We start from the raw sequence: 22,131 nt of genomic DNA on the forward strand, positions 1-22,131 counted from the left end.
TGTCCACCTCGTTCTTTAAACTTTGTTCATTATAGCAGATGACGAAAAAAATTGTCAGACACGAAAGAAAGAGGTACACTAGCAAGTGATGTTTAATTGAGAAAAAGAGGGATTTAGTCATGTCATCCAATTTAATACGAGGGACATTTATTCTCACGCTGGGCACATTTATTTCAAAATTTCTCGGCTTGTTTTATGTCATACCATTTTACAGCATTATTGGCGGAGAGGATGCAGCGGCGCTGTACAGCTATGGGTATGTGCCGTACACGATTTTTATCAGCATCGCGACAGCGGGTATTCCACTCGCCGTATCGAAGTATATTGCCAAGTATAATGCCATCGAAGAATATGCGGTCGGACGAAAGCTGTTTAAATCAGGGCTTGTGATTATGCTGCTGACCGGCTTTGCTGCCTTTCTGATCATGTATACATTTGCACCGTTTCTTGCATCGCTTTCATTAAATGGCAAAGAAACCACGTATACGATTGAGGAAGTAGCGACGGTTATGCGGGCTGTCAGCTTTGCGCTGATCATTGTTCCGTTTATGAGTGTGACACGCGGGTTTTTCCAGGGGCATCAATCGATGGGGCCGTCCGCTGTGTCACAGGTTGTTGAGCAAATTGCCCGGATTATCTTTCTGCTGGGCGGTGCCTACATCGTTATCCATGTGATGAACGGATCGGTAGTTACAGCGATTAGTGTGGCGACTTTTGCAGCGTTTATTGGGGCCGTTTTCGGCTTGATCGTATTATATGTATACTTTTTTAAGCGCAAAAAGCACCTGGACAAGCTCCTTGAAAAAGATAAAGGGCAGACAGACGTCTCGCTGTTCAGCATGTATGCTGAAATCGTCGTGTATGCCATTCCCTTTATTTTCGTCGGCATTGCCATCCCGCTTTATCAGCTGGTGGATCAGCTGACATTTGCTAAAGCAATGAATACGATCGGTGTTGAAAAGCCGGATACTGCGTTTGGTATTTTGAATTTTAGCACGCAGAAGCTGGTGATCATCCCGGTTTCCTTGGCAACAGCATTTGCAATGACCCTTGTGCCGATGGTGACGAGCTCGTTCGTGAAAAAGGATATGGCGGCGGTGAAGCAGCAGCTGAACAAAACGTTTGAAGTGCTGCTGTTTCTGACGGTGCCGGCAGCGGTCGGCATGATGCTTTTGGCAGAGCCGTTGTATACCATTTTCTATGATTACAGCGAGCTCGGTACGGATGTACTTCGTGTGTACGCACCGGTTGCGATCCTGTTTGCCCTGTTTTCTGTGACGGCAGCCATTTTGCAGGGCATTAATGAGCAGCGGTTTACCGTACTCAGCCTGTTGACGGGCCTTCTCGTCAAGCTGTCGCTGAATATTCCGCTGATCAAGCTGTTTGAAACAGAAGGAGCGGTGTACGCGACGGCACTCGGGTATTTGACATCGATTTTGATAAACATCGTCGTCATTCGCGTGTACGCATCATATTCATTGCGGCCGTTAGCGAAGAAAATGGGACAGATTGCGGCGTTTAACGGGGTTATGGCCATTGTGGTGATTGCCCTTTACGGCATTTTGTCTCTTGTTCTTTCAACAGAAACCGATGGCTCCGCATTGCTGATGATTTTCATTTGTGCAGGGGCTGGAGCCCTTGTCTACTTTGCTCTCAGCGAAAAGTCCGGGCTGCTTGCTGACGTATTCGGCACCCGGCTTGATGGAATTAAACGAAAACTACGCTTGAAAAAAGCTTAAAGGAGCAGTTCAACATGCGTTTAGATAAATGGCTGGCAAATTCGGGGATCGGCTCCCGGAAAGAAGTGAAAAAGCTTTTAAAAACCGGTGCCGTGACGGTGAACGGAAAAATGGAAAAAGACCCAAAGGTTCAAGTGAAGCCGGATCAAGACCAGGTGATGCTGTTTGATGAACCAGTGGAGTATCGTGAATTTGTTTATTTGATGATGAACAAACCGCCGGGCGTTATTTCGGCAACGGAGGACAAGCAGGATGAAACGGTGGTGGACCTGCTGGACGACCTGCATAAAAATTTTGACCCGCATCCGGTCGGCCGCCTCGACAAGGATACAGAAGGGTTTTTATTGTTAACGAATGACGGCGGACTTTCTCACAGACTGCTGTCACCTAAGCATCATGTGCCGAAAACGTATTTCGCCCGCATCAATGGCGAGGTGACGCAAACAGACATTGCTGCTTTTAAAGAAGGTGTTACGCTCGATGATGGCTACAAAACAAAGCCGGGTGAGCTTGTGATTCTGTCAGCCGGTTTGGAATCAACGATCGAACTGACGATTACAGAAGGAAAGTTCCATCAAGTAAAAAGAATGTTTCAGTCAGTAGGCAAAGAAGTCGTTTATTTAAAACGGCTTTCGATGGGTGCTCTTGTGCTGGATGAGGAGCTCGAGCTTGGCGAATACCGCGAGCTGACAGAAGAAGAGCTCAGCTTGCTTAAAGGTGAGTGAAAAGCTTCGTCAGGTTGACAAAAAACGGCTGTCCCATTAGGGGACAGCCGTTTTTACAAGCATAACTTATGAAGTCATGCGAACCTTTTTTTCTGTTGTTGTCCATTTTCCGCGTGTCGGACTAAAAACAAGCTCATTGTAAGCCAGTACATTCAAGTCCCGTTGAATTGTTCGCGGGGTGATGCCGAATTCATCTACAATATCCTGCGTTGTCACAGTCCCATTTTCTTTAATAAACATGTAGATGGATTTAATGCGAGTCAGCATGCGATTTGTAGTAGGCTTCAAAGAACCACTCCCTCATCTTTTTTCCCTGAGGCACGAGGCGGCAGACGGCAGAAAATGACTTTATTAAATGAATGAAATTGTTTCAGACATCTCCTTTATGGACTGTTTAGTATAGAACGAAACTGTCTGACAACTACAGTGTACTGTATTTAATGGATTTTTGCTAGAAAAAAAGGCTGAATTTACAGTATATTTACCCTATATTCATAATAATATGCTTGTTTAGAAGGAGAAATGTCCGTATTTGTACAATATTTTTGGAAATAGGTAAAATAAAATGAGGAGGTTTTGTAGATGAAAGAAATCAATTGGCTAGAAGAAATAAAAAAACAGGAAAGCGGCTTGATCCGGGATTTGCAGGCTCTTATTCAAATTCCAAGCGTAAAAAGCACAGAGACTGCGGAGGATGCACCGTTCGGAAAAAGTGTTCGTCAGGCACTGGATTTTATGCTGGCGCTCGGTGAAAAAGAAGGATTTACGGTGAAAAATGTAGGCAATGTGGCAGGACACCTTGAGATGGGGGAAGGCGAAGGCATAATTGGTGTTTTGTGCCACGTGGATGTTGTGCCGGAAGGAGATGACTGGTCGTATAAGCCATTTGGCGGTGAAGTAGAGGATGGCAAGCTGTTCGGCAGAGGCGCGATGGATGATAAAGGACCGACAATCGCCGCTTTTTACGCGATGAAACTGATTAAAGAATTAAAAGTGCCGCTTGAAAAGAGAGTGCGGATGATTATCGGAACCGATGAAGAAAGTGATTGGGGCTGTGTAGAGCGCTATTTTCAAACAGAAGAAATGCCGGAAGCCGGATTTGCACCTGATGCCGATTTTCCCATTATTTTTGCGGAAAAAGGCATTGCGGATCTTCAGCTGGAGATTCAAGTCCCTACCAAAACAAACGGGGGCGTTTCGATCGAATCTTTTCATGCAGGAAGACGATATAATATGGTGCCGGATTTTGCGGCAGCGGAGGTTTCCATTCAAGAGCAGCACACCTTTTTTCTGCAAAAGTATACCGAATATGTGAAGGATCTGGGGCTTGAAGGATCTTATTATATGGAAAGCGGAATGATTCATTTGGAGATGAAGGGGAAGTCAGCCCATGCAATGGAGCCGGATTACGGTGTGAATGCCGCGCTTCTGCTGGCCGGTTTTTTTAAAAATGAAGCGCTGGACCCTGCTTCAGCAGCGTACATTGACTTCGTGCTTCAATATTTTGACGGAGATACACGAGGCTCAAAGCTAGGCATTGCTGCAACCGATCCTGAAATGGGCGATGTAACGGTCAATGCCGCTATTTTTCAATACAAAAAGGGGGAGACTTCCAACATTGGCTTGAACATTCGCTACCCGGTTTCGTTTTCATTCGAAGAAGAGATAAAACGGATGGAGCAAGACCTGCAGGGAGCAGCTGTGACCATTGTTGACAACAGCCGACCGCATTACGTAGAACCGACTGATCCGTTTATTCAGACACTCGCCCGTGTGTATGAAGAAGAAACGGGGGATCAAGCAGAACTGCTTTCGATCGGGGGCGGCACATACGCCCGGGCGCTTGAGACCGGTGTTGCATTCGGTGCCCTGTTTCCGGGAAGAGAAGATGTAGCGCATCAAAAGGATGAATATGCGTTTATCGAGGATCTGTGCAAGGCAGCCGCTATTTATGCTCGCGCCATCGTGGAGCTTGCCGGTAAAAAAGAGTAGGCAATAAGGATGTCTCCATCAAAAAAGCCGAACGATTAGGCGGAAAAATCGCATTCGTTCGGCTTGTTTTTGTTTTATTCCCGTATTCAATTGATTAATAGTGAAAGACGTCCGTTGATAAATACCGTTCACCGGTATCCGGTGCAATGCAAATGACGATGTCGTCTTTTGTTAATGTTTTCGCCAGTTCGATTGCCGCGTAACATGTAGCACCCCCTGAAGGCCCGATCAGAATGCCTTCTTCCGCAGCCAGACGGCGGGTAATCGTATACGCGTCCTCATCTTCAATCTTAAAGATGGAATCATACACCGACGTGTTCAATATAGCGGGAACAAAGCCTGGACTCGTGCCGACAAGCTTGTGCTTTCCGGGTTTTCCGCCTGACAGCACAGGAGAGCCGGCCGGTTCGACTACATGAACAGCAAGCGCCGGGAATTGTTTTTTTAGTTCTTCTCCCGTTCCGGTAATCGTCCCGCCAGTGCCGGCACTGGCCACAAAGGCTGCAAAGTTTTTGCCGATTAGTTGCGCAGCCTCGGCAATTTCCGTTGATGTCGTTCCCCGGTGAGCATCAGAATTGGCTGGATTATCAAATTGCATCGGAATAAAGCTGTCCGGAATCGTCGCCGACAGTTCAATCGCTTTTTGAATAGAGCCGGGCATCTTTTCATCTCCTGGAGTCAGAACGACCTCTGCACCGTATGCTTTTAAAATGTTCACTCGTTCCTTGGTCATCGTATCCGGCATCACAAGAACGGATTTATACCCACGCGCAGCCGCGTTCATGGCGATGCCAATCCCGGTATTGCCGCTTGTCGGCTCAATGATAGTTGCACCCGGCTTCAGCTTTCCGGATTTTTCTGCTTCGATGATCATATTGTAGGCAGCGCGGTCTTTCACGCTTTTACTCGGATTGTAAAATTCAAGCTTTACGTACACATCTGCTCCGTTCTCAGGTGACAGACGCTGTAATTTGACGAGTGGTGTATCACCGATTAAATCTGCTATGTTGTCAACAACCTTCATAAAAAAATACCACCCTTCCTATTATTCCTTTTCACCATCATATCACTTTGACAATTCCAATGGAAATACAATGAATGAAATGAACGGCTTTTCCACATGATTTTTGGTAAACTAAGAGCAATACACAGCCGAAAAAAGGAGTGGGGGCTATGACACCGCATTATTTCTTTGCGCTCGTTCTGCCGGATGAAATAAAACAGGCGATTGCGGAAGAAATGGAAACGAGACATCATTTGTTCCAAAAGTCCGTTCACCCTGAGGACTACCATTTAACGCTGGCTTTTCTCGGGTCTGTGAGCGGTGAAGCAATAAAGGGAGCGTGTGAACACGTCCAGCAGGCCGTCGACACCGTTTCTTCTTTTCCCTTAACGATCACGGGCTTTGGCACATTTGGAAAAGAAACCGCACCCCGAATTTTCTGGGCAGGAACCGATGAACCGGCCGCGCTTTTTTTGCTTCAGCAGAAGGTGTCGTCCGCCTGTAAAAGGGCCGGCTTAAAAATAGATGAAAAGCCCTTTCGCCCGCACGTGACCACAGCAAGAAAATGGCTGAATGCGGAGAAGCCGTTTAAACAGCTCCGAGAAACGCTCGTGTGGCCTTTTTTTACAGCAGCTGAAATTGCTTTGTTTCAAACTAACGTAAAGAATGAACCAAAATACGAGAAAAAATGGTCCTGCACACTTAAACAGCTAGGAGAGGACAAACACAATGGCCCAATTAGTTAAACTGCAAAATTATATATCACGGTACGAAAATGATCCTTTTCACTATCCTGCCCGGTACGTCCGCTTGAAAAAACAGGAGTGGTTGAAGTTCCGGGCACTGTGGGAGCGTCAAAAAGAATCCGGCGGTGCTTTGGCGGAAGAAAACGATGCCGGCAGCTGGATGCTCGAGGAGCCGAAAGAAAGATCATCCTTTCTTAAAGGGATTTTTTCACGGAAACAAAAGCAGCCGGACACTGAAGCTGAGCATGTTCCTCTTCAAGAGGAGGAGACGTTGTTCTCCATTAATGAAACAGAATCGCTTTATTTGCAAACAGAGGAAGAAGCAAAAAAGGCATTCGTTGAAAAAATGTATCAATTTCAAATCAAGTGGGCAAGTTCAACGTTGACCTACCAATCGCCGCTTGATCACAAATATTTTGTAGATGAACGGCTGAAGTTTTTGCTGAAAAGACTGCCGGATACATTTTTGATCTTTTATGAACCAGTATTCCGGTTTCAAAAGGCGGTGGTGGAATTGGACGTTGTCATGATTACGCCGCTGCACATATGGTGTATTTCTTTTTTAGAAGAACAGGATGATGCCGCTTTTACAGGCTCGCCGGAACGATTTTGGGTCAAGCGGTTTGGTGAGAAAGAGTCCAAAATATTAAGTCCAGCCGTGTCTCTTGGAAGAACGGAAGCCATCGTTAAAAAGCTGATTCATCATGAACAAATCGAGCTGCCGGTCCGCAAAGCGGTCATTTCCCGAAACGGCTACATTGATGACCCGGGAGCGCCTGCAGACATACAGTATATAGATAAGCGCCATTTCAACCAGTGGTTTCAGGAAATGCGGCAGCTGTCATCCCCGTTAAAAACGGTTCAATTAAAAGCAGCGAAAGCGATGCTTTCTCATGCAGATACAGTCAGTGTGCGCCGCCCGGAGTGGGAGGAGGAGGAAGAAGGATGATTACAACACGCCCGTTTAACGCGTATTTAGATACGTTACATGAAGTAGCCATTTTGCTGCCGATCCACTATTATTCAGGGAAATCGGCCGCTTTTTACATTGAAAGCGGCAGCAGTGTAACGAGGATGGACATTTTAAAAACGGAAGAATTTGAAACGATGGTGAAATACACGTGCCGCCTAAAGGACGTACCGGACTTTGCTCATGAGCATGTTATTTTAGATGAGCGGCTCATGCGAACCGACCTGCAAATTGGCGGCGTGATCCGGACAAAGGAGTTTGACGATCTATTTTATTACGAAGGGGAGCTCGGCAGCTTGTATACGCCTGCTCAAACCTCCTTCCGAGTATGGTCGCCAACGGCTACAGAGGCTTTTGTAAAGTACAAAGAAACAAGCATAAGTCCGCTCAAGTATGTTCCGATGAAAAGAAGCGTGTCAGGTACGTTCGAAGCAGAATTAAATGAAAATGCGGAAGGGTATTTTTATCATTATCAGGTAAGGATCAATAATGTCTGGCATGAAGCAGTAGACCCGTACGCCAAAATGGTTTCCGTGCACAGTGAATGGGCACGGGTAGTGGATGATGAGAAGCTGGCCGTTGCCAGGCATGAGCTGCCGCCTTTTTCGTCTCCGCTCGATGCGGTTATTTACGAAGCGTCTATACGCGATGTATCCAGTCAGCCGGAAAGCGGGATAAAACACCGGGGCTTATTTCTCGGTCTCACAGAGGAAGGAACGCAAAGCCCTGACGGAAAGCCGACCGGACTTGACTACATGGCATCACTCGGTGTAACCCATGTAGAGCTGCTTCCTTTTTTCGATTTTTTCGGTGTATCAGACATTGATTTTTCCGCTAATTATAACTGGGGATACAACCCATTATACTTTAACGTCCCAGAAGGAAGCTTCAGCACAGACCCGGCTCATTTATACACAAGAGCGACCGAGCTGAAAGAAATGATCCGTGCCTTTCATAAAAAAGGGCTGCGTGTGATTATGGATGTCGTTTATAATCATGTGTTCGTTCGTGAAACGTCGTCGTTTGAACGACTCGTTCCCGGTTATTTTTTCAGGCAGGGCCATGACGGGCAGCCGTCAAACGGGTCAGGCTGCGGAAATGATTTCGCCTCAGAGCGGAAAATGGCTCGAAAGTTCATCCTTGATTCGCTGGAATACTGGCTGGAGTCTTATCACCTTGACGGCTTCCGTTTTGATTTAATGGGCCTGATTGATGTAGAGACGATGAAGCAGGCAGCAGAGCGGATCCACCGGACAAAGCCGGATGCCATCATTCTGGGAGAAGGCTGGGATTTAAACACCGCCCTGCTGCCAGAGCACCGATCCACCATCCAAAACCATTCTTCCTTAAAGGATATCGCCTTTTTTAATGATCGTTTCCGAGATTCTGTAAAAGGCAGCACGTTTCAGCTGTTTGAACCTGGCTTCGCGTTCGGGAACAGCCGGTTGATGGATCAGGCGTTTGCCGCATTAACCGCAAACGCGGGCTGTGCAGGAAGTGAACGGCTGTTTCATTCGCCGGCTCAATCCGTTAACTATGTTGAATGTCACGACAACTATACATTATGGGACAAACTGGAGGCTTGCTTTCCAGGCGAAACAGCCATTAACCGAAAAAAACACACACTGGCAACCGCTTTTGTATTACTGTCACAGGGCATTCCTTTTTTACATGCCGGGCAGGAGTTTTGCCGGACGAAATATGGGGTTGAAAACAGTTATACGAGCTCCGACATGATCAATCAGATGGACTGGCGCCGGCGAGGTGAGTTTTTTGATCATGTTCAGTACGTGAAAGGGCTTATTCAACTTCGGCATGCATCCGGCGCTTTTCGGATGCGGACAGAGGAAGCGATTTGCCATCATATCGTGAAATGGCCGTCGAATGCGGATACGCTGACGGTTTGGCTGAAGGATGTGGCTTCATACGGAGGGTGGCGGGATCTTGTCATTAGTTTTAATGCTGGCGGCGTGCAGTCCCGCTTTGTGCTGCCGGAGGGGATAGCGTGGAATCAGGTGGTTTCCGGCGAGTATGCCGGGACAGACATTCTTCAGCACAATGTAGCAGAGGCATCGGTTGATCCTTTCAGCTGTGCCGTATTTGTCCGGTAGAAGTTTTTTGAATGGAACTAGTCGAATGAATGAATTCATGATACAATACTTCATACGATATAAGGAACGATAGAAGAAATAAAAAAGACAGCGATTGTTTTTCGAAGCGGCTGCTGTCTTTTTTTGTGAAAAAAGGTGAGGGATTGTGGAACATTTTCTTGGCGGAGACTGGGAAATAACGCCTGCTGGCGGTGTAACAGGAAAAGCATTTTTTGCAAGGCACGCAGGAAAAGAATTGTTTTTAAAACGAAATTCTTCTCCTTTTCTTGCCATGCTCTCAGCCGAGGGAATTGTTCCAAAACTCGTCTGGACGAAGCGGCTTGAAAATGGAGATGTGATTTCTGCCCAGCACTGGATGAATGGACGGGAGCTTGCGCCAGAAGAAATGAGCTCGGAACGCGTGGCAAGGCTTATGGGGAAAATCCATTCCTCTAAGCCGCTTTTGAACATGCTGAAGCGGCTCGGCAAACAGCCTGTGATGGCACCTGCTATACTTGCGGAGGTCCGCGCCCGGGTAGATTTGCTGTCCGCTCATCCCGATGTAGCGGAGGCCCTTCGCTTTTTAGAAGATAAAGTACCGGCTGTACAGGACTTTCAGCTCGTCGTGTGCCATAGCGACGTGAATCACCATAACTGGCTGCTGTCAGATGAGGATGAACTGTTTTTAATCGATTGGGACGGAGCGATGATTGCCGATCCGGCTATGGATATTGGGACACTCCTGTTCGGGTACATTGAACGAGCGCAATGGAGCACCTGGTTGTCACAGTACGGAGAAGGCGTAACAGCCGATTTTTTTCATCGCATGAAATGGTATGCGACTGCGCAGCTTCTTTTGTCCATTGAATGGAACAGAGAGAAAACACGTTTCCATGACATGAACCAAAGCTTACAGTCATTACATGAGTTAATCAACGTACAATTTATTTTAGATGGAAATGGAGCGAGCGAGCAAGATGCGTTTAAGAAATAAACCGTGGGCGCGTGAAAAACTAGACGCGCATCCGCAATATGTCGTCCTGAACCCGGAACAGGAAAAGGGACAGTGGAACAAAACCTTTAACAATGACCAGCCGATTCATATTGAAGTCGGGACCGGAAAAGGGCAATTTGTCACCGGGATGGCCAGGCAAAATCCGCACATCAATTATATCGGCGTTGAACTGTATGAAAGCGTCATTGTCACAGCACTTGACCGTTTAATTGAAGCGGACCTGCCAAACTTAAAGCTGTTGAACGTAGACGGAGCAGAGCTGATGAATTATTTTGAAAAAGGGGAAGTGGACCGTGTGTATTTGAACTTTTCCGATCCATGGCCGAAAACCCGTCATGCTAAGCGCCGGTTAACGTACAAATCGTTTTTGAGCTTATATGAATCCCTGATGCCGGACGGTGGAGAAGTCCATTTTAAAACGGATAATCAAGGCCTGTTTGAGTATTCACTAAAAAGCTTCTCGGAATACGGCATGCTGCTGACATTCGTCAGCCTGGATTTACACAACAGCGGATTTGAAGGAAATGTGATGACGGAATACGAAGAGAAATTCTCGGCAAAAGGCCAGCGCATTTACCGGTCGGAAGCCAAATTCCAGCCTCGTCCATAAAAAAACACCCCCAGCCTTTGGGGGTGTTTCTTTCGCTTTATACCGGCTGCACGTTTAACAGTGTACCCGTTTTGGCGTCAGCGGAAAATTCAAACTGCTCGTTGCCCTGTTCACCCGGACGCGAGATGCCGCCTTTGTATACAAGTGTAGAAAATCCATTGTTATCAACCTGCTCAGGCTTCATTTGAATCCAGGAGCCGTCGACTGGACCGTTTTGTTTAAACGTATCTTTTACCTTCTTCAGCACTTTTTCAGGCGGAACATTCATTGATTCGGATGTTTGCTTTTGGATCAAAACGGCTGCGGCTGCTCCAGCGGCTGCCCCGATTAAAAAAGAAGCGCGATCACACTTTGGCATGTTAAAAACCCCCTGTTTATCTAGTTGACTGCACTTACAGTATACAAGAAGCGGCAAACGAAGAAAACTAAAATGCGCTTCATTCCACCTTCCACCGTATTTTCTGTATAATGAACAAAAGAAAAAAGCGGGAGGACGTGGAGAAATGAATCAAGAAACAAAAGAGATGTTTAAGACGTTGACGGAATTGCCGGGGGCTCCTGGAAATGAGCATGCCGTTCGTGCATTTATGAAAAAAGAGATAGAGCCGTATGCGGATTCCATTATTCAGGATCATCTCGGAAGTGTATTTGGCGTGAAAAACGGGGATGAAAAGGGGCCGCGCATTATGGTGGCAGGCCATATGGATGAAGTTGGTTTTATGGTCACTGCCATTACCGAAAACGGCATGATTCGCTTTCAGCCGCTTGGCGGATGGTGGAGCCAAACGATACTTGCACAGCGAGTGCACATTTGGACGGATAAAGGACCGATAGACGGCGTCATTTCTTCTACGCCCCCGCATTTGCTGACGGATGCGCAGCGAAGCAAGCCGATGGACATTAAAAACATGATGATTGATATTGGAGCCGACGACCAGGCGGATGCAAAAGCCATTGGCATTAAGCCGGGTCAGTCTATTTTACCGGCTTCTTCCTTCACACCGCTCGCGAATCCGAAGAAAATAATGGCAAAGGCGTGGGACAACCGCTATGGATGCGGATTGGCGATTGAGCTGTTAAAAGAGCTGAACGGGAAACAGCTGCCGAATATGCTTTACTCCGGTGCAACAGTTCAGGAGGAGGTCGGGCTCCGCGGGGCACAAACAGCTGCTCATCTGATTAATCCGGATCTCTTTTTCGCGCTGGATGCAAGCCCGGCCAATGATGCATCCGGAGACAAAAATGAATTCGGGCAGCTTGGCAAAGGGGTCCTTCTTCGCATTTTCGATCGGTCAATGGTCACGCACGGAGGCATACGGGATTATGTTCTTGATACGGCAGAATCAAATCATATCCCTTATCAATACTTTGTGTCGCCGGGCGGAACCGATGCCGGCCGCGTTCATACAACTGGAAACGGGGTGCCTAGCGCTGTCATTGGCATATGCTCGAGATACATCCATACGCACGCATCGATCATTCATACAGATGATTACGACGCTGCCAAAGAGCTCCTCGTCAAGCTGGTTCAGCAGATGGACCAGGCAACAGCAGATTCAATCAAGAGTGTTTAAAATGATGAATAAGAAAGGCGGGCACCTATGTCTACAATGAAATTAAAAAAAACGCTTGAAGAAGCGCTCCAGAAGCCAAACCGGACCATTGCTTTTGACCGCGAAAAGGAAGAAATGCGTGTTGAAAACAGTGAAACGAAAAAAGGGGTCACTGTCGCACTGGGCGGTATATTAGCCAAATTTGAAGGCGATGTTCAAAAAGCCGCGGAAGAAACGATTTATTATGTGAATGAAGCGCTTCTTGCCTTTGATGGGACCGGTATGACGGAAGAAAAAGAAAAACGGATTTTTCCGGTAATCAGAGCGGCTTCATTTCCGGTAGAGGCAGAAGAAGGGATTCCACTTTTTTGGGACGAGCATACGGCTGAAACCCGCATTTACTACGCTGTTGATTTAGGCTCCACATACCGTCTCATTGATGAAAAGCTGATGACAAAAGAGAGTTGGACAGCCGATCAAATCCGTGAAACAGCCCGGTTTAATCTTAGATCGCTTCCGCTGGACATGAAGCAGGATACGGTGGCAGGGAATGTGTTTTATTTTTTGAATTCAAACGATGGCTACGATGCAACCCGTATTTTAAATGAGCGCTTTTTAAAAGAAATGAGCGAGAAGGTAGAAGGAGACATGACCGTTTCCGTTCCTCACGGTGATGTACTCATTATTGGGGATATCCGCAATGAAACAGGGTATGATGTATTAGCGCAAATGGCCATGAGCTTTTTTGCGGCGGGCCGCGTCCCGATTACGGCTCTCTCCTTCGTGTATGAAGAAGGACATCTGGAGCCGGTTTTTATTCTAGCGAAAAACCGTCCGAGCAAAGACTGATCCGCTTAAACGGTTGAGCGGACAAGCAGCGCTTTTCCGAAAAATGAAGAATGGGCCGACTGCCGGAGCCTTTATGCAGGTGTCTGGCAGCCGGTCCTCATTTATGAACCGAATTCCGCTTTTATTTCCCCACCTATTTTCCCAAAATTTCGTTTTTCTGTTAACAAATCATATATAGTTGGTACAATGAAAGAGACTTCAAGGAGAAAGAGTGGTAATGAATGAGCATGATTAAAAAAATTCTCTCCTACTTCAGAGAAGAAATTGAGATTATTGAAGAAGAAGAAATGAAACCAACTGCTGATAAACAAGAAGAACCGAAAAGGAACGAGACGCAAGACGTTGCGCCTGCTGATGCGGCACCGTCTCCACCAGAACGTAAACGGCGCATGACTCCGCTCGCACCATCTATGTCATCTGCACAGCATCTGTCAGCCAAGGTGGCGTATCGGTATCCGACGAGAAAAAATAGTCTGGCTGATGAACCGCGGCCGCCTCGCCAGCGTGGTGGACGGACGGAACCGGCAAACAAAGAAAACGTGCAGCAGCCAGCCGCTGATTATCCTCGGCAGCAGCCAGCAGCCAAGCCCGTCAGCCGGGTGGCTCCTCGGCCATTTAAGCCGTCGGAGATTCCTTCGCCTATTTACGGATTTCGGGCACGACCGGTGAAGGAGGATGCACGCAGCGTGCGAAGCGAGTCGCGTGAGGCCAATCATGAGCCATTGCGGCTTTTCACCAACGAATCAGTAAAACCTTCTGCGGAAGCGGACAAGCCCGTTCATCAGGAGAGCAGGCAGGAACGGATCGAACCAGTGCCTCACATCCTGGAGAAGCCTGCACCAATTCATAATGAAAGCGGCAAGCTTCCAAAGCCGGAACGAACAGAAAAACCGCGTGAACGCCGCCATTCACCATTCAATGTCGTGATGCTTAAAAAAGACCGTGAAAAAATCAATAAGCCGGCATTAAAAGTACAGTCGCCTGTTCAGAAGCGGCAGGAGCCGGTCCTTTCGCCGGCCTCTCCAGTTGCCAGCGAGAAGGTGAACCGCCCGCCTATTTCGTTTTTAACGCCGCCTGCTGAAAAAGCAACGGACGAAAAGTGGGTCCAGGAAAAATCGGACCTTTTAAATGAAACATTAAAAAGCTTTAACATACAGGCAGAGGTAACCGGTGTTACAACGGGTCCTTCCATCACGAGATTTGAAGTGACGCCTGCGATCGGTGTAAAAGTAAGCAAAATTGTCAGTTTAACCGATGACATCAAACGCAGTCTGGCAGCCCGGACACTTCGCATTGAAGCGCCTATTCCGGGGACACAGGTAGTTGGGATTGAACTGCCGAATGATCAAGGCCGGCCTGTCTTTATTAGTGAAATTATCGCACAGCCCGAATTTCAACGAAGTCGGTCGCCGCTGGCATCGGCACTTGGTCTGGACATTGCGGGTAATCCCGTTGTGCTGGACTTGCAAAAGATGCCTCATGGGCTTATTGCCGGTGCTACGGGTTCAGGGAAAAGCGTCTGCATTAATTCGATTTTAGTCAGCTTGTTGTATAAAGCAGCACCACATGAGCTCAAATTGCTGCTCATTGATCCGAAAATGGTAGAGTTGACGCCTTACAACGGGATTCCTCATCTGGCAAGCCCGGTTATTACGGATGTGAAAGCTGCAACCGCCGCGCTGAAATGGGCAGTAGAGGAAATGGAGCGCCGCTATCAACTGTTCGTTCATGCAGGTGTACGTGATATGAAATCGTACAACGAAAAGGTCAAGCAATCTGAATTCAATGAACCGCATTTGCCTTATCTTGTGATTGTGATTGATGAGTTAGCTGATTTAATGATGATGGCACCGGGAGAAGTAGAGGAATCGATTTGCCGGATTGCCCAAAAGGCCCGGGCTTGCGGCATTCACCTGATTGTAGCCACTCAGCGCCCTTCAGTAGATGTTATTACAGGGCTGATTAAGGCAAATATCCCGACACGCATTGCTTTTTCCGTTTCTTCTCAAATTGATTCACGTACGATTCTCGACAAGGTCGGTGCAGAAAAGCTCCTTGGAAAAGGAGATATGCTGTTTCTTGATAATGGGTCGAGTGAAGCGGTACGGCTGCAGGGAACGTTTGTGACAAACGAAGAGATTGACGAAGTCGTCCGGTTTGCCCGGGAACAGCAGGAGCCGAGCTTCTTGTTCAAGCAGGAGGACCTTTTGCAAAAAGCGGCCGTTCAAAGCGCAGAGGACGAGCTTTTTCAGGAAGCATGTGAGCTGGTTGTCCGCCAGGGCGGCGCGTCCACCTCTATGCTGCAAAGAAATTTAAAGGTAGGGTACAATCGCGCTTCACGGCTGATTGAAATGATGGAAGAGCAAGGGCTTATTTCAGGCCAGCGTGCCGGCCGTCCGCGTGAGGTACTCCTGACAGAAGAAGAGCTGTACGCCTTTTTAGACGAGTCCAACGGATAAGCAAAAACGGATAAGCAAACCGGTGCGATGGCACCGGTTTTTTGAAGGAATAGTCACGTTTTTAAAAAAGTGCTATAATGAACAAATGCAAAGGATTGACTGCCCGCTGTTTCAAATGAAACGGCGTTACATATACTACATGTAAAAGGCTAGAGAATGCTGGAGGTTTAATGATGACAACCTATCATTTTGTTGGAATAAAAGGCTCTGGAATGAGCGCCCTCGCTCATATTCTTCATGATAAAGGATACAGTGTGCAGGGATCAGATATTGAAAAAACATTTTTTACACAAAAAGCGCTTGAAGATGCAGGCATTTTAATTTTGCCTTTTCACGCAGATAATATTCAAGAAGGCATGACGATTATTGCCGGAAATGCATTCAGCGATGATCATGAAGAAATAAAGCGTGCGATTGAGATGGATTTACCGGTTATCCGCTACCATACGTTCTTAGGGAATTTTATTCAAAACTTTACAAGCGTGGCGATTACCGGCTCCCACGGCAAAACATCTACGACAGGCTTGATGGCTCATGTCGTCAGCGGTGCAGCGCCCACTTCGTATTTGATCGGTGATGGAACAGGATGCGGAGCAAAGGATGCAGCCTATTTTGCCTTTGAAGCATGTGAATACCGCCGCCACTTTTTATCGTATTCTCCCGACTATGCCGTCATGACGAATATTGACTTTGACCATCCGGACTACTTCGCAGACGTGCAGGATGTGTTGTCTGCTTTTCAGCAAATGGCCATGCAAGTGAAAAAAGCGATTTTTGCATGCGGTGATGACGACTATTTGCAAAGCATTCAAGCAAACGTTCCGGTCGTTTTTTACGGCTTTGGCGATGAAAATGATTTCCAGGCCCGCAATACAGCGTTTGATGAAAACGGCACGACATTTGATGTATTTGTCCGGAATGAGTTTTATGCCACTTTCCGTATACCAGGGTACGGGGATCACAATGTATTGAATGCCCTGTCTGTTATTGGCCTGTGCCACTACGAGGAAATTGATACAGATATCGTGAAAGAGCGTCTGCTTACATTCTCCGGTGTGAAGCGCCGTTTTTCTGAGAAAAAAGCAGGAGAGCAAATGTTGATTGACGACTATGCCCACCATCCGACGGAAATTCGCGCAACGATTAATGCGGCCCGTCAAAAGTACCCAAACCGTGAAATCGTCGCTGTTTTCCAGCCGCATACCTTTTCACGCACACAAACGTTTTTGGATGAGTTCGCTGACAGCTTAAGCGGAGCGGACGCGGTTTACTTGTGCGATATTTTCGGTTCAGCCCGTGAAAATCACGGAAAGCTGACAATTGAAGATTTACAGGGGAAAATCCCAGGCGCGCAATTAATGAAAGAAGATGGGACTGCGATTTTAAAAGAACATAAAAACAGTGTCCTTATTTTTATGGGAGCCGGAGACATTCAAAAGTTTCAGGCAGCCTACGAAGGACAGCTTGCATAAAAAAAGCTCTTGCCGTCATCGGCAAGAGCTTTTGCTTATTTTTATTTACTTGAGGTTTTCCGGGTTTAATCCTTCGAGCTCAGGCAGAACAAAGAGACCGTCCTTTCGTACAAGAACGTCGTCAAACCAGATTTCACCACCGCCATATTCCGGACGCTGAATGTTGACCATATCCCAATGAATATTGGATTGATTGCCGTTGTAGGCATCCTCATAGCATTCACCCGGTGTGAAATGAAAACTGCCGTCAATTTTTTCATCAAACAAGATGTCTTGCATCGGATGGTGAATAAACGGATTAACCCCAATCGCAAATTCGCCGATATAGCGTGCACCTTCATCTGTATCAAAAATCTCATTAATCCGCTTTACATCGTTCGCATGTGCATCGATAATTTTTCCGTTTTCAAACCGCAGCTTGACATTTTCAAACGTAAAGCCGTTGTAGGGGGACGGCGTGTTGTAAGAAATAAATCCATTCACAGAATCGCGAACAGGCGCTGTATAGACTTCTCCATCCGGGATGTTTAAATGACCGGCACATTTGACTGCGGGAATGTCTTTAATCGAAAATGTCAAATCGGTTCCAGGCCCTTTTAGCTGGACTTTGTCCGTCCGGTTCATTAGTTCCACAAGCGGATTCATCGCTTCATCCATTTTACGATAATCAAGGTTGCACACATCAAAGTAAAAATCTTCAAACGCATCTGTGCTCATTTTAGCGAGCTGGGCCATAGAGGATGTTGGATAACGAAGAACGACCCATTTTGTTTTCGGAACCCGAATATCCCGGTGCACTTTTTTGCCAATTGTATTCCCGTGAATTTTCATTTTTTCAGCGGGTACGTCGGCCTGCTCATTTATATTATCGCCGGCACGGAGCCCGATATAAGCATCCATTTCCTTCATCACATTCGCTTCAAAGTCGGCCATTAAGTCATACTGGCCTTCTACGGCACCCATAAGAAGCGAACGGTCCACCCGGTGGTCTTTTAATAAAACATACGGCCACCCGCCTGCTTTATACGCTTCTTCTACAAGTGCAGTGACAAGCTCTCTTTGAAGCCCGAAGTTTTCAATCAGCACTTTTTCGCCGGGCTGAATCTGGCAAGAGTAATGAATTAAGTTTGCTGCAAGTGTTTGAATACGTGAATCCTTCATAGATCATCATCCTCCTAGTCTCTTCTTATTGTACGGTTTGAAGAAACTTTGTGCAAAAAGAAGGAAAACCTTCTGTTGAAAAAGAAATAAATAATTTAGTGTTTATATTTTAAGCACTGGGGTAATTTTATTACATAACAATAACGTTGGAGGTGTCCCGGAGTGGAAATTATTCTTTACTTAAGCGCGGCGGTTGCGGCGATCGCGTTCTTGATTTTGGTCATTAACCTGTCTAAAACATTAAAATCTGTCGACAATACGCTCGACACACTGTCTCGCACAGTTGACCGCCTGGAAGGGCAATTAAAAGATGTGACGGCAGAAACCGCAGAGCTGCTACATAAAACAAACGCACTTGCTGAGGATGTACAGCATAAAACGGAGCAGTTAAACACTGTTGTGTACGCTGTGAAGGATGTTGGTTCATCTGTTCATAACTTAAACCATTCACTGAAAAAAGTAACAACCACTGTTTCTTCGCAAATGGAAAAAAATCAGTATAAAATTTCTCAGGCTGTTCAGTGGGGAAATGTCGTGAAGCAAATGATGGATAAATTCAAGGAAGACAAGCAAAAGCCTGAAGCCCAGCCACCAGCTGTGCGGACGGAAGCTCTTCCTGCACCGGTTTACAAAAACAACCAATAAAAAAGAATATTTAAAAAGAGGAGCGTTTTATTCATGAGAAACAAACACACATATGATCAATTTAACATTAAGAAAAATGGTGTTAACGTCCCAGCATCTCAATCTCCACAGTATGACAGCTTTGACTTGAATGCAGACCGTTATGCGTACGATGACACGATCAATACAAAGGACTTCGTCATCGGTGCTTTGTTTGGCGCATTTGTAGGCGCTGCTGCTGCTTTAATGCTGGCACCTAAGTCAGGCACAGAACTTCGCAGCGACTTGAATACACAAGCTGGCTCGTTAAAAGAACGCGCGAGCGGTCTAACAGATACGGCAAAGGATAAAACCTCTACATTAACAAGTGCTGTGCAGGAAAAATCAACTGCGATTGTGGATAAAGTAAAATCCATTAAATCATCAGAAGACGGTTCAGTTGATTCTGAAAAAGCAGAAGAAAAGAAAGAAGAAGCAAAATCAGCTGTTGATACCGTAGCAGACGCTGTGAAAGACAAAGTGGACACTACAGCAGACACAGCAAAAACAAAGCTGGACGAAACAAAAAAGGCTTTTGATGAAGCAGAAAAAGCAAAAGGATCTTCTGCTCAAGCAGGCGGAACATCTTCAAAGCCTGCATCTGAAGCAGGAGCAAATCCAGCGGACAAAGGCTTCAATGAAAAAAAGAAAAACGGCGGCGCAAATAATAACTTTAACAATAACAACAATCAAAATAAGAAACCAAATAACAAGTAATAAAGAGAAGCCGGAACTTGTTCCGGCTTTTTCAATGGAAAGGAGTTTTACACATGCAAAAAATAACAAATATTGCAGAGTATGAAGAACTAATCGAAGCGGGGGAACCATTCTTCCTTTTAAAGCACAGCACGACATGCCCGGTCAGTGCAGGAGCGTATGATGCTTACGAAACGTTCGTAAACGATCCAGCTTCAGAGGCTAAAGGCGTGTACATTGCTGTTCAAGAATCACGTGAGTTATCCAATCACATCGCTCAGGTAACAGACATCCGCCACGAGTCACCGCAGGTTCTTTTCTTTAAAGACGGTCAGGTGGCATGGAATGAGTCACACTGGAAGATTACAAAGGACCAGCTGGCTGCAGTAAAATAAAAAAGAGATCCACAAAAAGGGTTTTGAATAAAAAGGAAAGCCGAACGAAAATTCGTTCGGCTTTCCTGCTGTTGAAAAATAATCTGTCAATGAAAAACAGATGGAAAATATTAACGTCCTTAAAGCCACCGTGCTTGCACCAACTCTAGTAGGGGCGGCTTATGCAGGACTTCGCGTTCGGAGGGATGGGCGGTGAGCTAACTTTTGTCGCTCCGCCCCAAAAGTGGATCTCACTTAACCCGCTGTGATCCCTCCCGAGTCTTCGTCCTGCGCCAGCCGCCCTTATAGTGGGGAGGAAAAGCAATTGGTAAAACCCAAAAAGAGCGTGATAAATGGGAAGCACCAAACGATTCTGCCCTTCATACGAAAAAAGAGAAGCTTTTTTTCATACTTGCGCTTCTCAGTCGTTGAAAACAAGCCGTTTTTACGCATTTATCTCTGCCCTGTTTCATTAGAACCACAACGGGCGCAGGGAGGCCGGTGCAGACTCCCACTGGACGATCGGACAGGCTGAAACAGCCACGCACTTTGGGCTGGTTCAGCGTTCGCCCAGTAGGAAAGCGGAGCCGGCAGTCCGGAGCCCCTGATTGTGCTTTTTCAAGAAAAAAGAAGAATCAAGGCTTCCAACTACTAAATTGTTTGGGTTCAATGGCTGCTCTCATTGTTATGACTCAGTCTCTCTTTTTTTCGCTTTAATGCTTAAAAGCGTTTAAGTGATAGAGTAACTTTTGCGTGACTTTTCTAAATAGATAATTTATAATAACCGTAACAGTTCGCAGCGAGCGAAGAAAAAAGGCGCTGCGGTGAAAACGGGCAGGTGCCTATTGATGGAAGGATGAGAAATATGAGCAACCAGGAACTAGATGTGCTAAGAAGCAAAGTGGACGAGATGAATGGACAACTGCTGCAACTAATTAATGAGCGTGCCGAGCTTGTACAGGAAATTGGCCGGATTAAAGAAAAGCAGGGTGTAAACCGTTACGATCCGGTCCGCGAGCGCTCCATGCTGAATAATCTATTAGAAAAAAACGATGGACCGTTTGAACGTTCCACGGTTGAACATATTTTCAAAGAAATCTTTAAAGCGGGTCTTGAGCTTCAAGAAGATGATCACCGAAAAGCGCTTCTCGTTTCACGTAAAAAGAAACAAGAAGATACGGTGGTGACAGTCCGCGGCCATAAAGTCGGAGACGGCAATGTGACCTTTGTCTTCGGCCCATGTGCGGTAGAGTCATACGAGCAGGTAGCAGAGGTGGCAAAGTCCATTAAAGGCAAGGGGCTTAAAATGATACGAGGCGGCGCATACAAGCCGCGTACCTCTCCATACGACTTCCAGGGGCTCGGTCTTGAAGGGTTAAAAATATTAAAGCGTGTAGCGGATGAGTTTGATCTGGCTGTTGTCAGTGAAATTGTGAACCCGGCAGACATTGAAACGGCCTGCGAATACATTGATGTCATTCAAATCGGTGCCCGCAATATGCAAAACTTCGAATTGCTGAAAGCAGCCGGCTCGGTGAAAAAGCCTGTCCTTCTCAAGCGAGGGTTAGCTGCAACGATCGACGAATTTATTAATGCGGCCGAATACATTTTAGCGCAAGGAAATGATCAAGTGATTCTTTGCGAGCGTGGCATCCGTACGTACGAGCGTGCGACGCGAAACACACTTGACATTACGGCCGTGCCGATTTTAAAGCAGGAAACGCATCTTCCCGTTTTTGTTGATGTGACGCACTCAACAGGACGGCGTGATTTGCTTCTGCCGGCAGCAAAAGCAGGAATAGCGATTGGGGCTGACGGTATAATGGCGGAAGTTCATCCGGACCCGGCTGTAGCTCTTTCAGATGCAGCCCAACAGATGAATTTGCAACAATTTGATGAATTTTACGATGAGATTTTAAAATCTGTTCCAGTAAAAGCATAAAATTTAGGCTCCTGTGTTTGCACAGGAGTCTTTTTTCGTTAATATAGAGAGAAAGAAACGAAAAGGAGAATG

General features: G+C 46.5%; 20 protein-coding genes. 16 read left to right on the plus strand and 4 right to left on the minus strand.

What is annotated here, in order from left to right:
- The first annotated feature begins 119 nt into the window (after window positions 1–119).
- Complete coding sequence (locus BW952_RS17645) at window positions 120–1,739, plus strand: putative polysaccharide biosynthesis protein (protein ID WP_045851688.1); 1,620 nt, start codon at window positions 120–122, stop codon at window positions 1,737–1,739.
- A 14-nt stretch (window positions 1,740–1,753) separates the two neighbouring features.
- Entirely contained in the window at window positions 1,754–2,464 is a 711-nt protein-coding gene (locus BW952_RS17650; RefSeq protein ID WP_045851689.1) for a pseudouridine synthase, read from the plus strand.
- Between the two features lie 66 nt (window positions 2,465–2,530).
- Here BW952_RS17650 and BW952_RS17655 read toward each other — a convergent pair whose 3' ends face one another.
- Window positions 2,531–2,752 carry a DeoR family transcriptional regulator gene (locus BW952_RS17655; protein ID WP_045851690.1) on the minus strand — a complete coding sequence of 74 codons (222 nt, stop codon included), beginning with the start codon at window positions 2,750–2,752 and terminating at the stop codon, window positions 2,531–2,533.
- A gap of 294 nt (window positions 2,753–3,046) precedes the next feature.
- Between BW952_RS17655 and pepV the strand changes: the two genes are divergently transcribed.
- Window positions 3,047–4,456: a dipeptidase PepV gene (gene pepV / locus BW952_RS17660; protein WP_045851691.1), complete on the plus strand. Its 1,410-nt coding sequence runs from the start codon at window positions 3,047–3,049 to the stop codon at window positions 4,454–4,456.
- Between the two features lie 94 nt (window positions 4,457–4,550).
- On the opposite strand, the gene cysK is transcribed toward pepV, so the two are convergent.
- Window positions 4,551–5,480, minus strand: coding sequence for a cysteine synthase A (cysK, locus tag BW952_RS17665; protein WP_045851692.1), 930 nt, complete (start codon window positions 5,478–5,480; stop codon window positions 4,551–4,553).
- Between the two features lie 149 nt (window positions 5,481–5,629).
- On the opposite strand from cysK, the gene thpR reads away from it, so the two are divergent.
- From thpR to trmB, 5 genes are all read left to right on the plus strand, one after another.
- Entirely contained in the window at window positions 5,630–6,205 is a 576-nt protein-coding gene (thpR, locus tag BW952_RS17670; protein ID WP_045851693.1) for an RNA 2',3'-cyclic phosphodiesterase, read from the plus strand.
- Complete coding sequence (locus BW952_RS17675) at window positions 6,189–7,154, plus strand: nuclease-related domain-containing protein (protein ID WP_045851694.1); 966 nt, start codon at window positions 6,189–6,191, stop codon at window positions 7,152–7,154. Before thpR ends, BW952_RS17675 begins: the two co-directional genes overlap by 17 nt.
- Window positions 7,151–9,286, plus strand: coding sequence for a type I pullulanase (gene pulA, locus BW952_RS17680; protein WP_045851695.1), 2,136 nt, complete (start codon window positions 7,151–7,153; stop codon window positions 9,284–9,286). Before BW952_RS17675 ends, pulA begins: the two co-directional genes overlap by 4 nt.
- Before the next feature lie 145 nt (window positions 9,287–9,431).
- Window positions 9,432–10,259 carry a phosphotransferase family protein gene (locus tag BW952_RS17685; RefSeq protein ID WP_045851696.1) on the plus strand — a complete coding sequence of 276 codons (828 nt, stop codon included), beginning with the start codon at window positions 9,432–9,434 and terminating at the stop codon, window positions 10,257–10,259.
- Window positions 10,243–10,890 carry a tRNA (guanosine(46)-N7)-methyltransferase TrmB gene (gene trmB, locus BW952_RS17690; RefSeq protein WP_045851697.1) on the plus strand — a complete coding sequence of 216 codons (648 nt, stop codon included), beginning with the start codon at window positions 10,243–10,245 and terminating at the stop codon, window positions 10,888–10,890. Before BW952_RS17685 ends, trmB begins: the two co-directional genes overlap by 17 nt.
- A 37-nt stretch (window positions 10,891–10,927) precedes the next feature.
- Here the strand turns inward: trmB and BW952_RS17695 are convergent, their stop codons facing one another.
- Window positions 10,928–11,248: a PepSY domain-containing protein gene (locus tag BW952_RS17695; protein ID WP_045851698.1), complete on the minus strand. Its 321-nt coding sequence runs from the start codon at window positions 11,246–11,248 to the stop codon at window positions 10,928–10,930.
- 145 nt (window positions 11,249–11,393) lie between these two features.
- Here BW952_RS17695 and BW952_RS17700 point away from each other — a divergent pair, with 145 nt between their 5' ends.
- The 4 genes from BW952_RS17700 to murC all read left to right on the plus strand — a co-directional run bounded on the left by BW952_RS17700 (window position 11,394) and on the right by murC (window position 17,223).
- Window positions 11,394–12,464, plus strand: a complete 1,071-nt coding sequence (locus tag BW952_RS17700; protein ID WP_045851699.1) for a M42 family metallopeptidase — start codon at window positions 11,394–11,396, stop codon at window positions 12,462–12,464.
- Window positions 12,465–12,491: 27 nt separating this feature from the next.
- Entirely contained in the window at window positions 12,492–13,292 is an 801-nt protein-coding gene (locus tag BW952_RS17705; RefSeq protein ID WP_045851700.1) for a DUF1444 domain-containing protein, read from the plus strand.
- Window positions 13,293–13,513: 221 nt separating this feature from the next.
- The gene (locus tag BW952_RS17710; protein ID WP_045851701.1) at window positions 13,514–15,751 is read left to right on the plus strand and encodes a DNA translocase FtsK; all 2,238 of its coding nucleotides are present in this window, start codon (window positions 13,514–13,516) and stop codon (window positions 15,749–15,751) included.
- A 173-nt stretch (window positions 15,752–15,924) separates the two neighbouring features.
- Window positions 15,925–17,223: a UDP-N-acetylmuramate--L-alanine ligase gene (gene murC, locus BW952_RS17715; protein WP_045851702.1), complete on the plus strand. Its 1,299-nt coding sequence runs from the start codon at window positions 15,925–15,927 to the stop codon at window positions 17,221–17,223.
- 45 nt (window positions 17,224–17,268) lie between these two features.
- Here the strand turns inward: murC and BW952_RS17720 are convergent, their stop codons facing one another.
- Window positions 17,269–18,384 carry an aminopeptidase gene (locus tag BW952_RS17720; RefSeq protein WP_045851703.1) on the minus strand — a complete coding sequence of 372 codons (1,116 nt, stop codon included), beginning with the start codon at window positions 18,382–18,384 and terminating at the stop codon, window positions 17,269–17,271.
- A 162-nt stretch (window positions 18,385–18,546) separates the two neighbouring features.
- On the opposite strand from BW952_RS17720, the gene BW952_RS17725 reads away from it, so the two are divergent.
- The 4 genes from BW952_RS17725 to BW952_RS17740 all read left to right on the plus strand — a co-directional run bounded on the left by BW952_RS17725 (window position 18,547) and on the right by BW952_RS17740 (window position 22,059).
- A complete protein-coding gene (locus tag BW952_RS17725) occupies window positions 18,547–19,029 on the plus strand; it encodes a DUF948 domain-containing protein (RefSeq protein ID WP_045851704.1) in 483 nt (160 codons plus the stop codon).
- A 33-nt stretch (window positions 19,030–19,062) separates the two neighbouring features.
- The gene (locus tag BW952_RS17730) at window positions 19,063–19,764 is read left to right on the plus strand and encodes a YtxH domain-containing protein (protein WP_052698499.1); all 702 of its coding nucleotides are present in this window, start codon (window positions 19,063–19,065) and stop codon (window positions 19,762–19,764) included.
- Between the two features lie 53 nt (window positions 19,765–19,817).
- Complete coding sequence (ytxJ, locus tag BW952_RS17735; protein WP_045851705.1) at window positions 19,818–20,138, plus strand: bacillithiol system redox-active protein YtxJ; 321 nt, start codon at window positions 19,818–19,820, stop codon at window positions 20,136–20,138.
- Window positions 20,139–20,982: 844 nt separating this feature from the next.
- Window positions 20,983–22,059, plus strand: a complete 1,077-nt coding sequence (locus tag BW952_RS17740) for a bifunctional 3-deoxy-7-phosphoheptulonate synthase/chorismate mutase (protein ID WP_045851706.1) — start codon at window positions 20,983–20,985, stop codon at window positions 22,057–22,059.
- The last annotated feature ends 72 nt before the right edge of the window (window positions 22,060–22,131 follow it).

This window comes from Domibacillus enclensis, from assembly GCF_900156125.1.
Taxonomy (GTDB): domain Bacteria; phylum Bacillota; class Bacilli; order Bacillales; family Domibacillaceae; genus Domibacillus; species Domibacillus enclensis.

Bases quoted from the DNA above. Each gene is read 5' to 3' on its own strand.
- thpR (WP_045851693.1), top strand. From the start codon at position 5,630: ATGACACCGCATTATTTCTTTGCGCTCGTTCTGCCGGATGAAATAAAA.
- trmB (WP_045851697.1), top strand. From the start codon at position 10,243: ATGCGTTTAAGAAATAAACCGTGGGCGCGTGAAAAACTAGACGCGCAT.
- BW952_RS17695 (WP_045851698.1), bottom strand. From the start codon at position 11,248: ATGCCAAAGTGTGATCGCGCTTCTTTTTTAATCGGGGCAGCCGCTGGA.
- murC (WP_045851702.1), top strand. From the start codon at position 15,925: ATGACAACCTATCATTTTGTTGGAATAAAAGGCTCTGGAATGAGCGCC.
- BW952_RS17700 (WP_045851699.1), top strand. From the start codon at position 11,394: ATGAATCAAGAAACAAAAGAGATGTTTAAGACGTTGACGGAATTGCCG.
- BW952_RS17645 (WP_045851688.1), top strand. From the start codon at position 120: ATGTCATCCAATTTAATACGAGGGACATTTATTCTCACGCTGGGCACA.
- BW952_RS17710 (WP_045851701.1), top strand. From the start codon at position 13,514: ATGAGCATGATTAAAAAAATTCTCTCCTACTTCAGAGAAGAAATTGAG.
- BW952_RS17705 (WP_045851700.1), top strand. From the start codon at position 12,492: ATGTCTACAATGAAATTAAAAAAAACGCTTGAAGAAGCGCTCCAGAAG.
- BW952_RS17675 (WP_045851694.1), top strand. From the start codon at position 6,189: ATGGCCCAATTAGTTAAACTGCAAAATTATATATCACGGTACGAAAAT.
- BW952_RS17720 (WP_045851703.1), bottom strand. From the start codon at position 18,384: ATGAAGGATTCACGTATTCAAACACTTGCAGCAAACTTAATTCATTAC.
- BW952_RS17740 (WP_045851706.1), top strand. From the start codon at position 20,983: ATGAGCAACCAGGAACTAGATGTGCTAAGAAGCAAAGTGGACGAGATG.
- cysK (WP_045851692.1), bottom strand. From the start codon at position 5,480: ATGAAGGTTGTTGACAACATAGCAGATTTAATCGGTGATACACCACTC.
- pepV (WP_045851691.1), top strand. From the start codon at position 3,047: ATGAAAGAAATCAATTGGCTAGAAGAAATAAAAAAACAGGAAAGCGGC.
- BW952_RS17650 (WP_045851689.1), top strand. From the start codon at position 1,754: ATGCGTTTAGATAAATGGCTGGCAAATTCGGGGATCGGCTCCCGGAAA.
- ytxJ (WP_045851705.1), top strand. From the start codon at position 19,818: ATGCAAAAAATAACAAATATTGCAGAGTATGAAGAACTAATCGAAGCG.
- BW952_RS17730 (WP_052698499.1), top strand. From the start codon at position 19,063: ATGAGAAACAAACACACATATGATCAATTTAACATTAAGAAAAATGGT.
- pulA (WP_045851695.1), top strand. From the start codon at position 7,151: ATGATTACAACACGCCCGTTTAACGCGTATTTAGATACGTTACATGAA.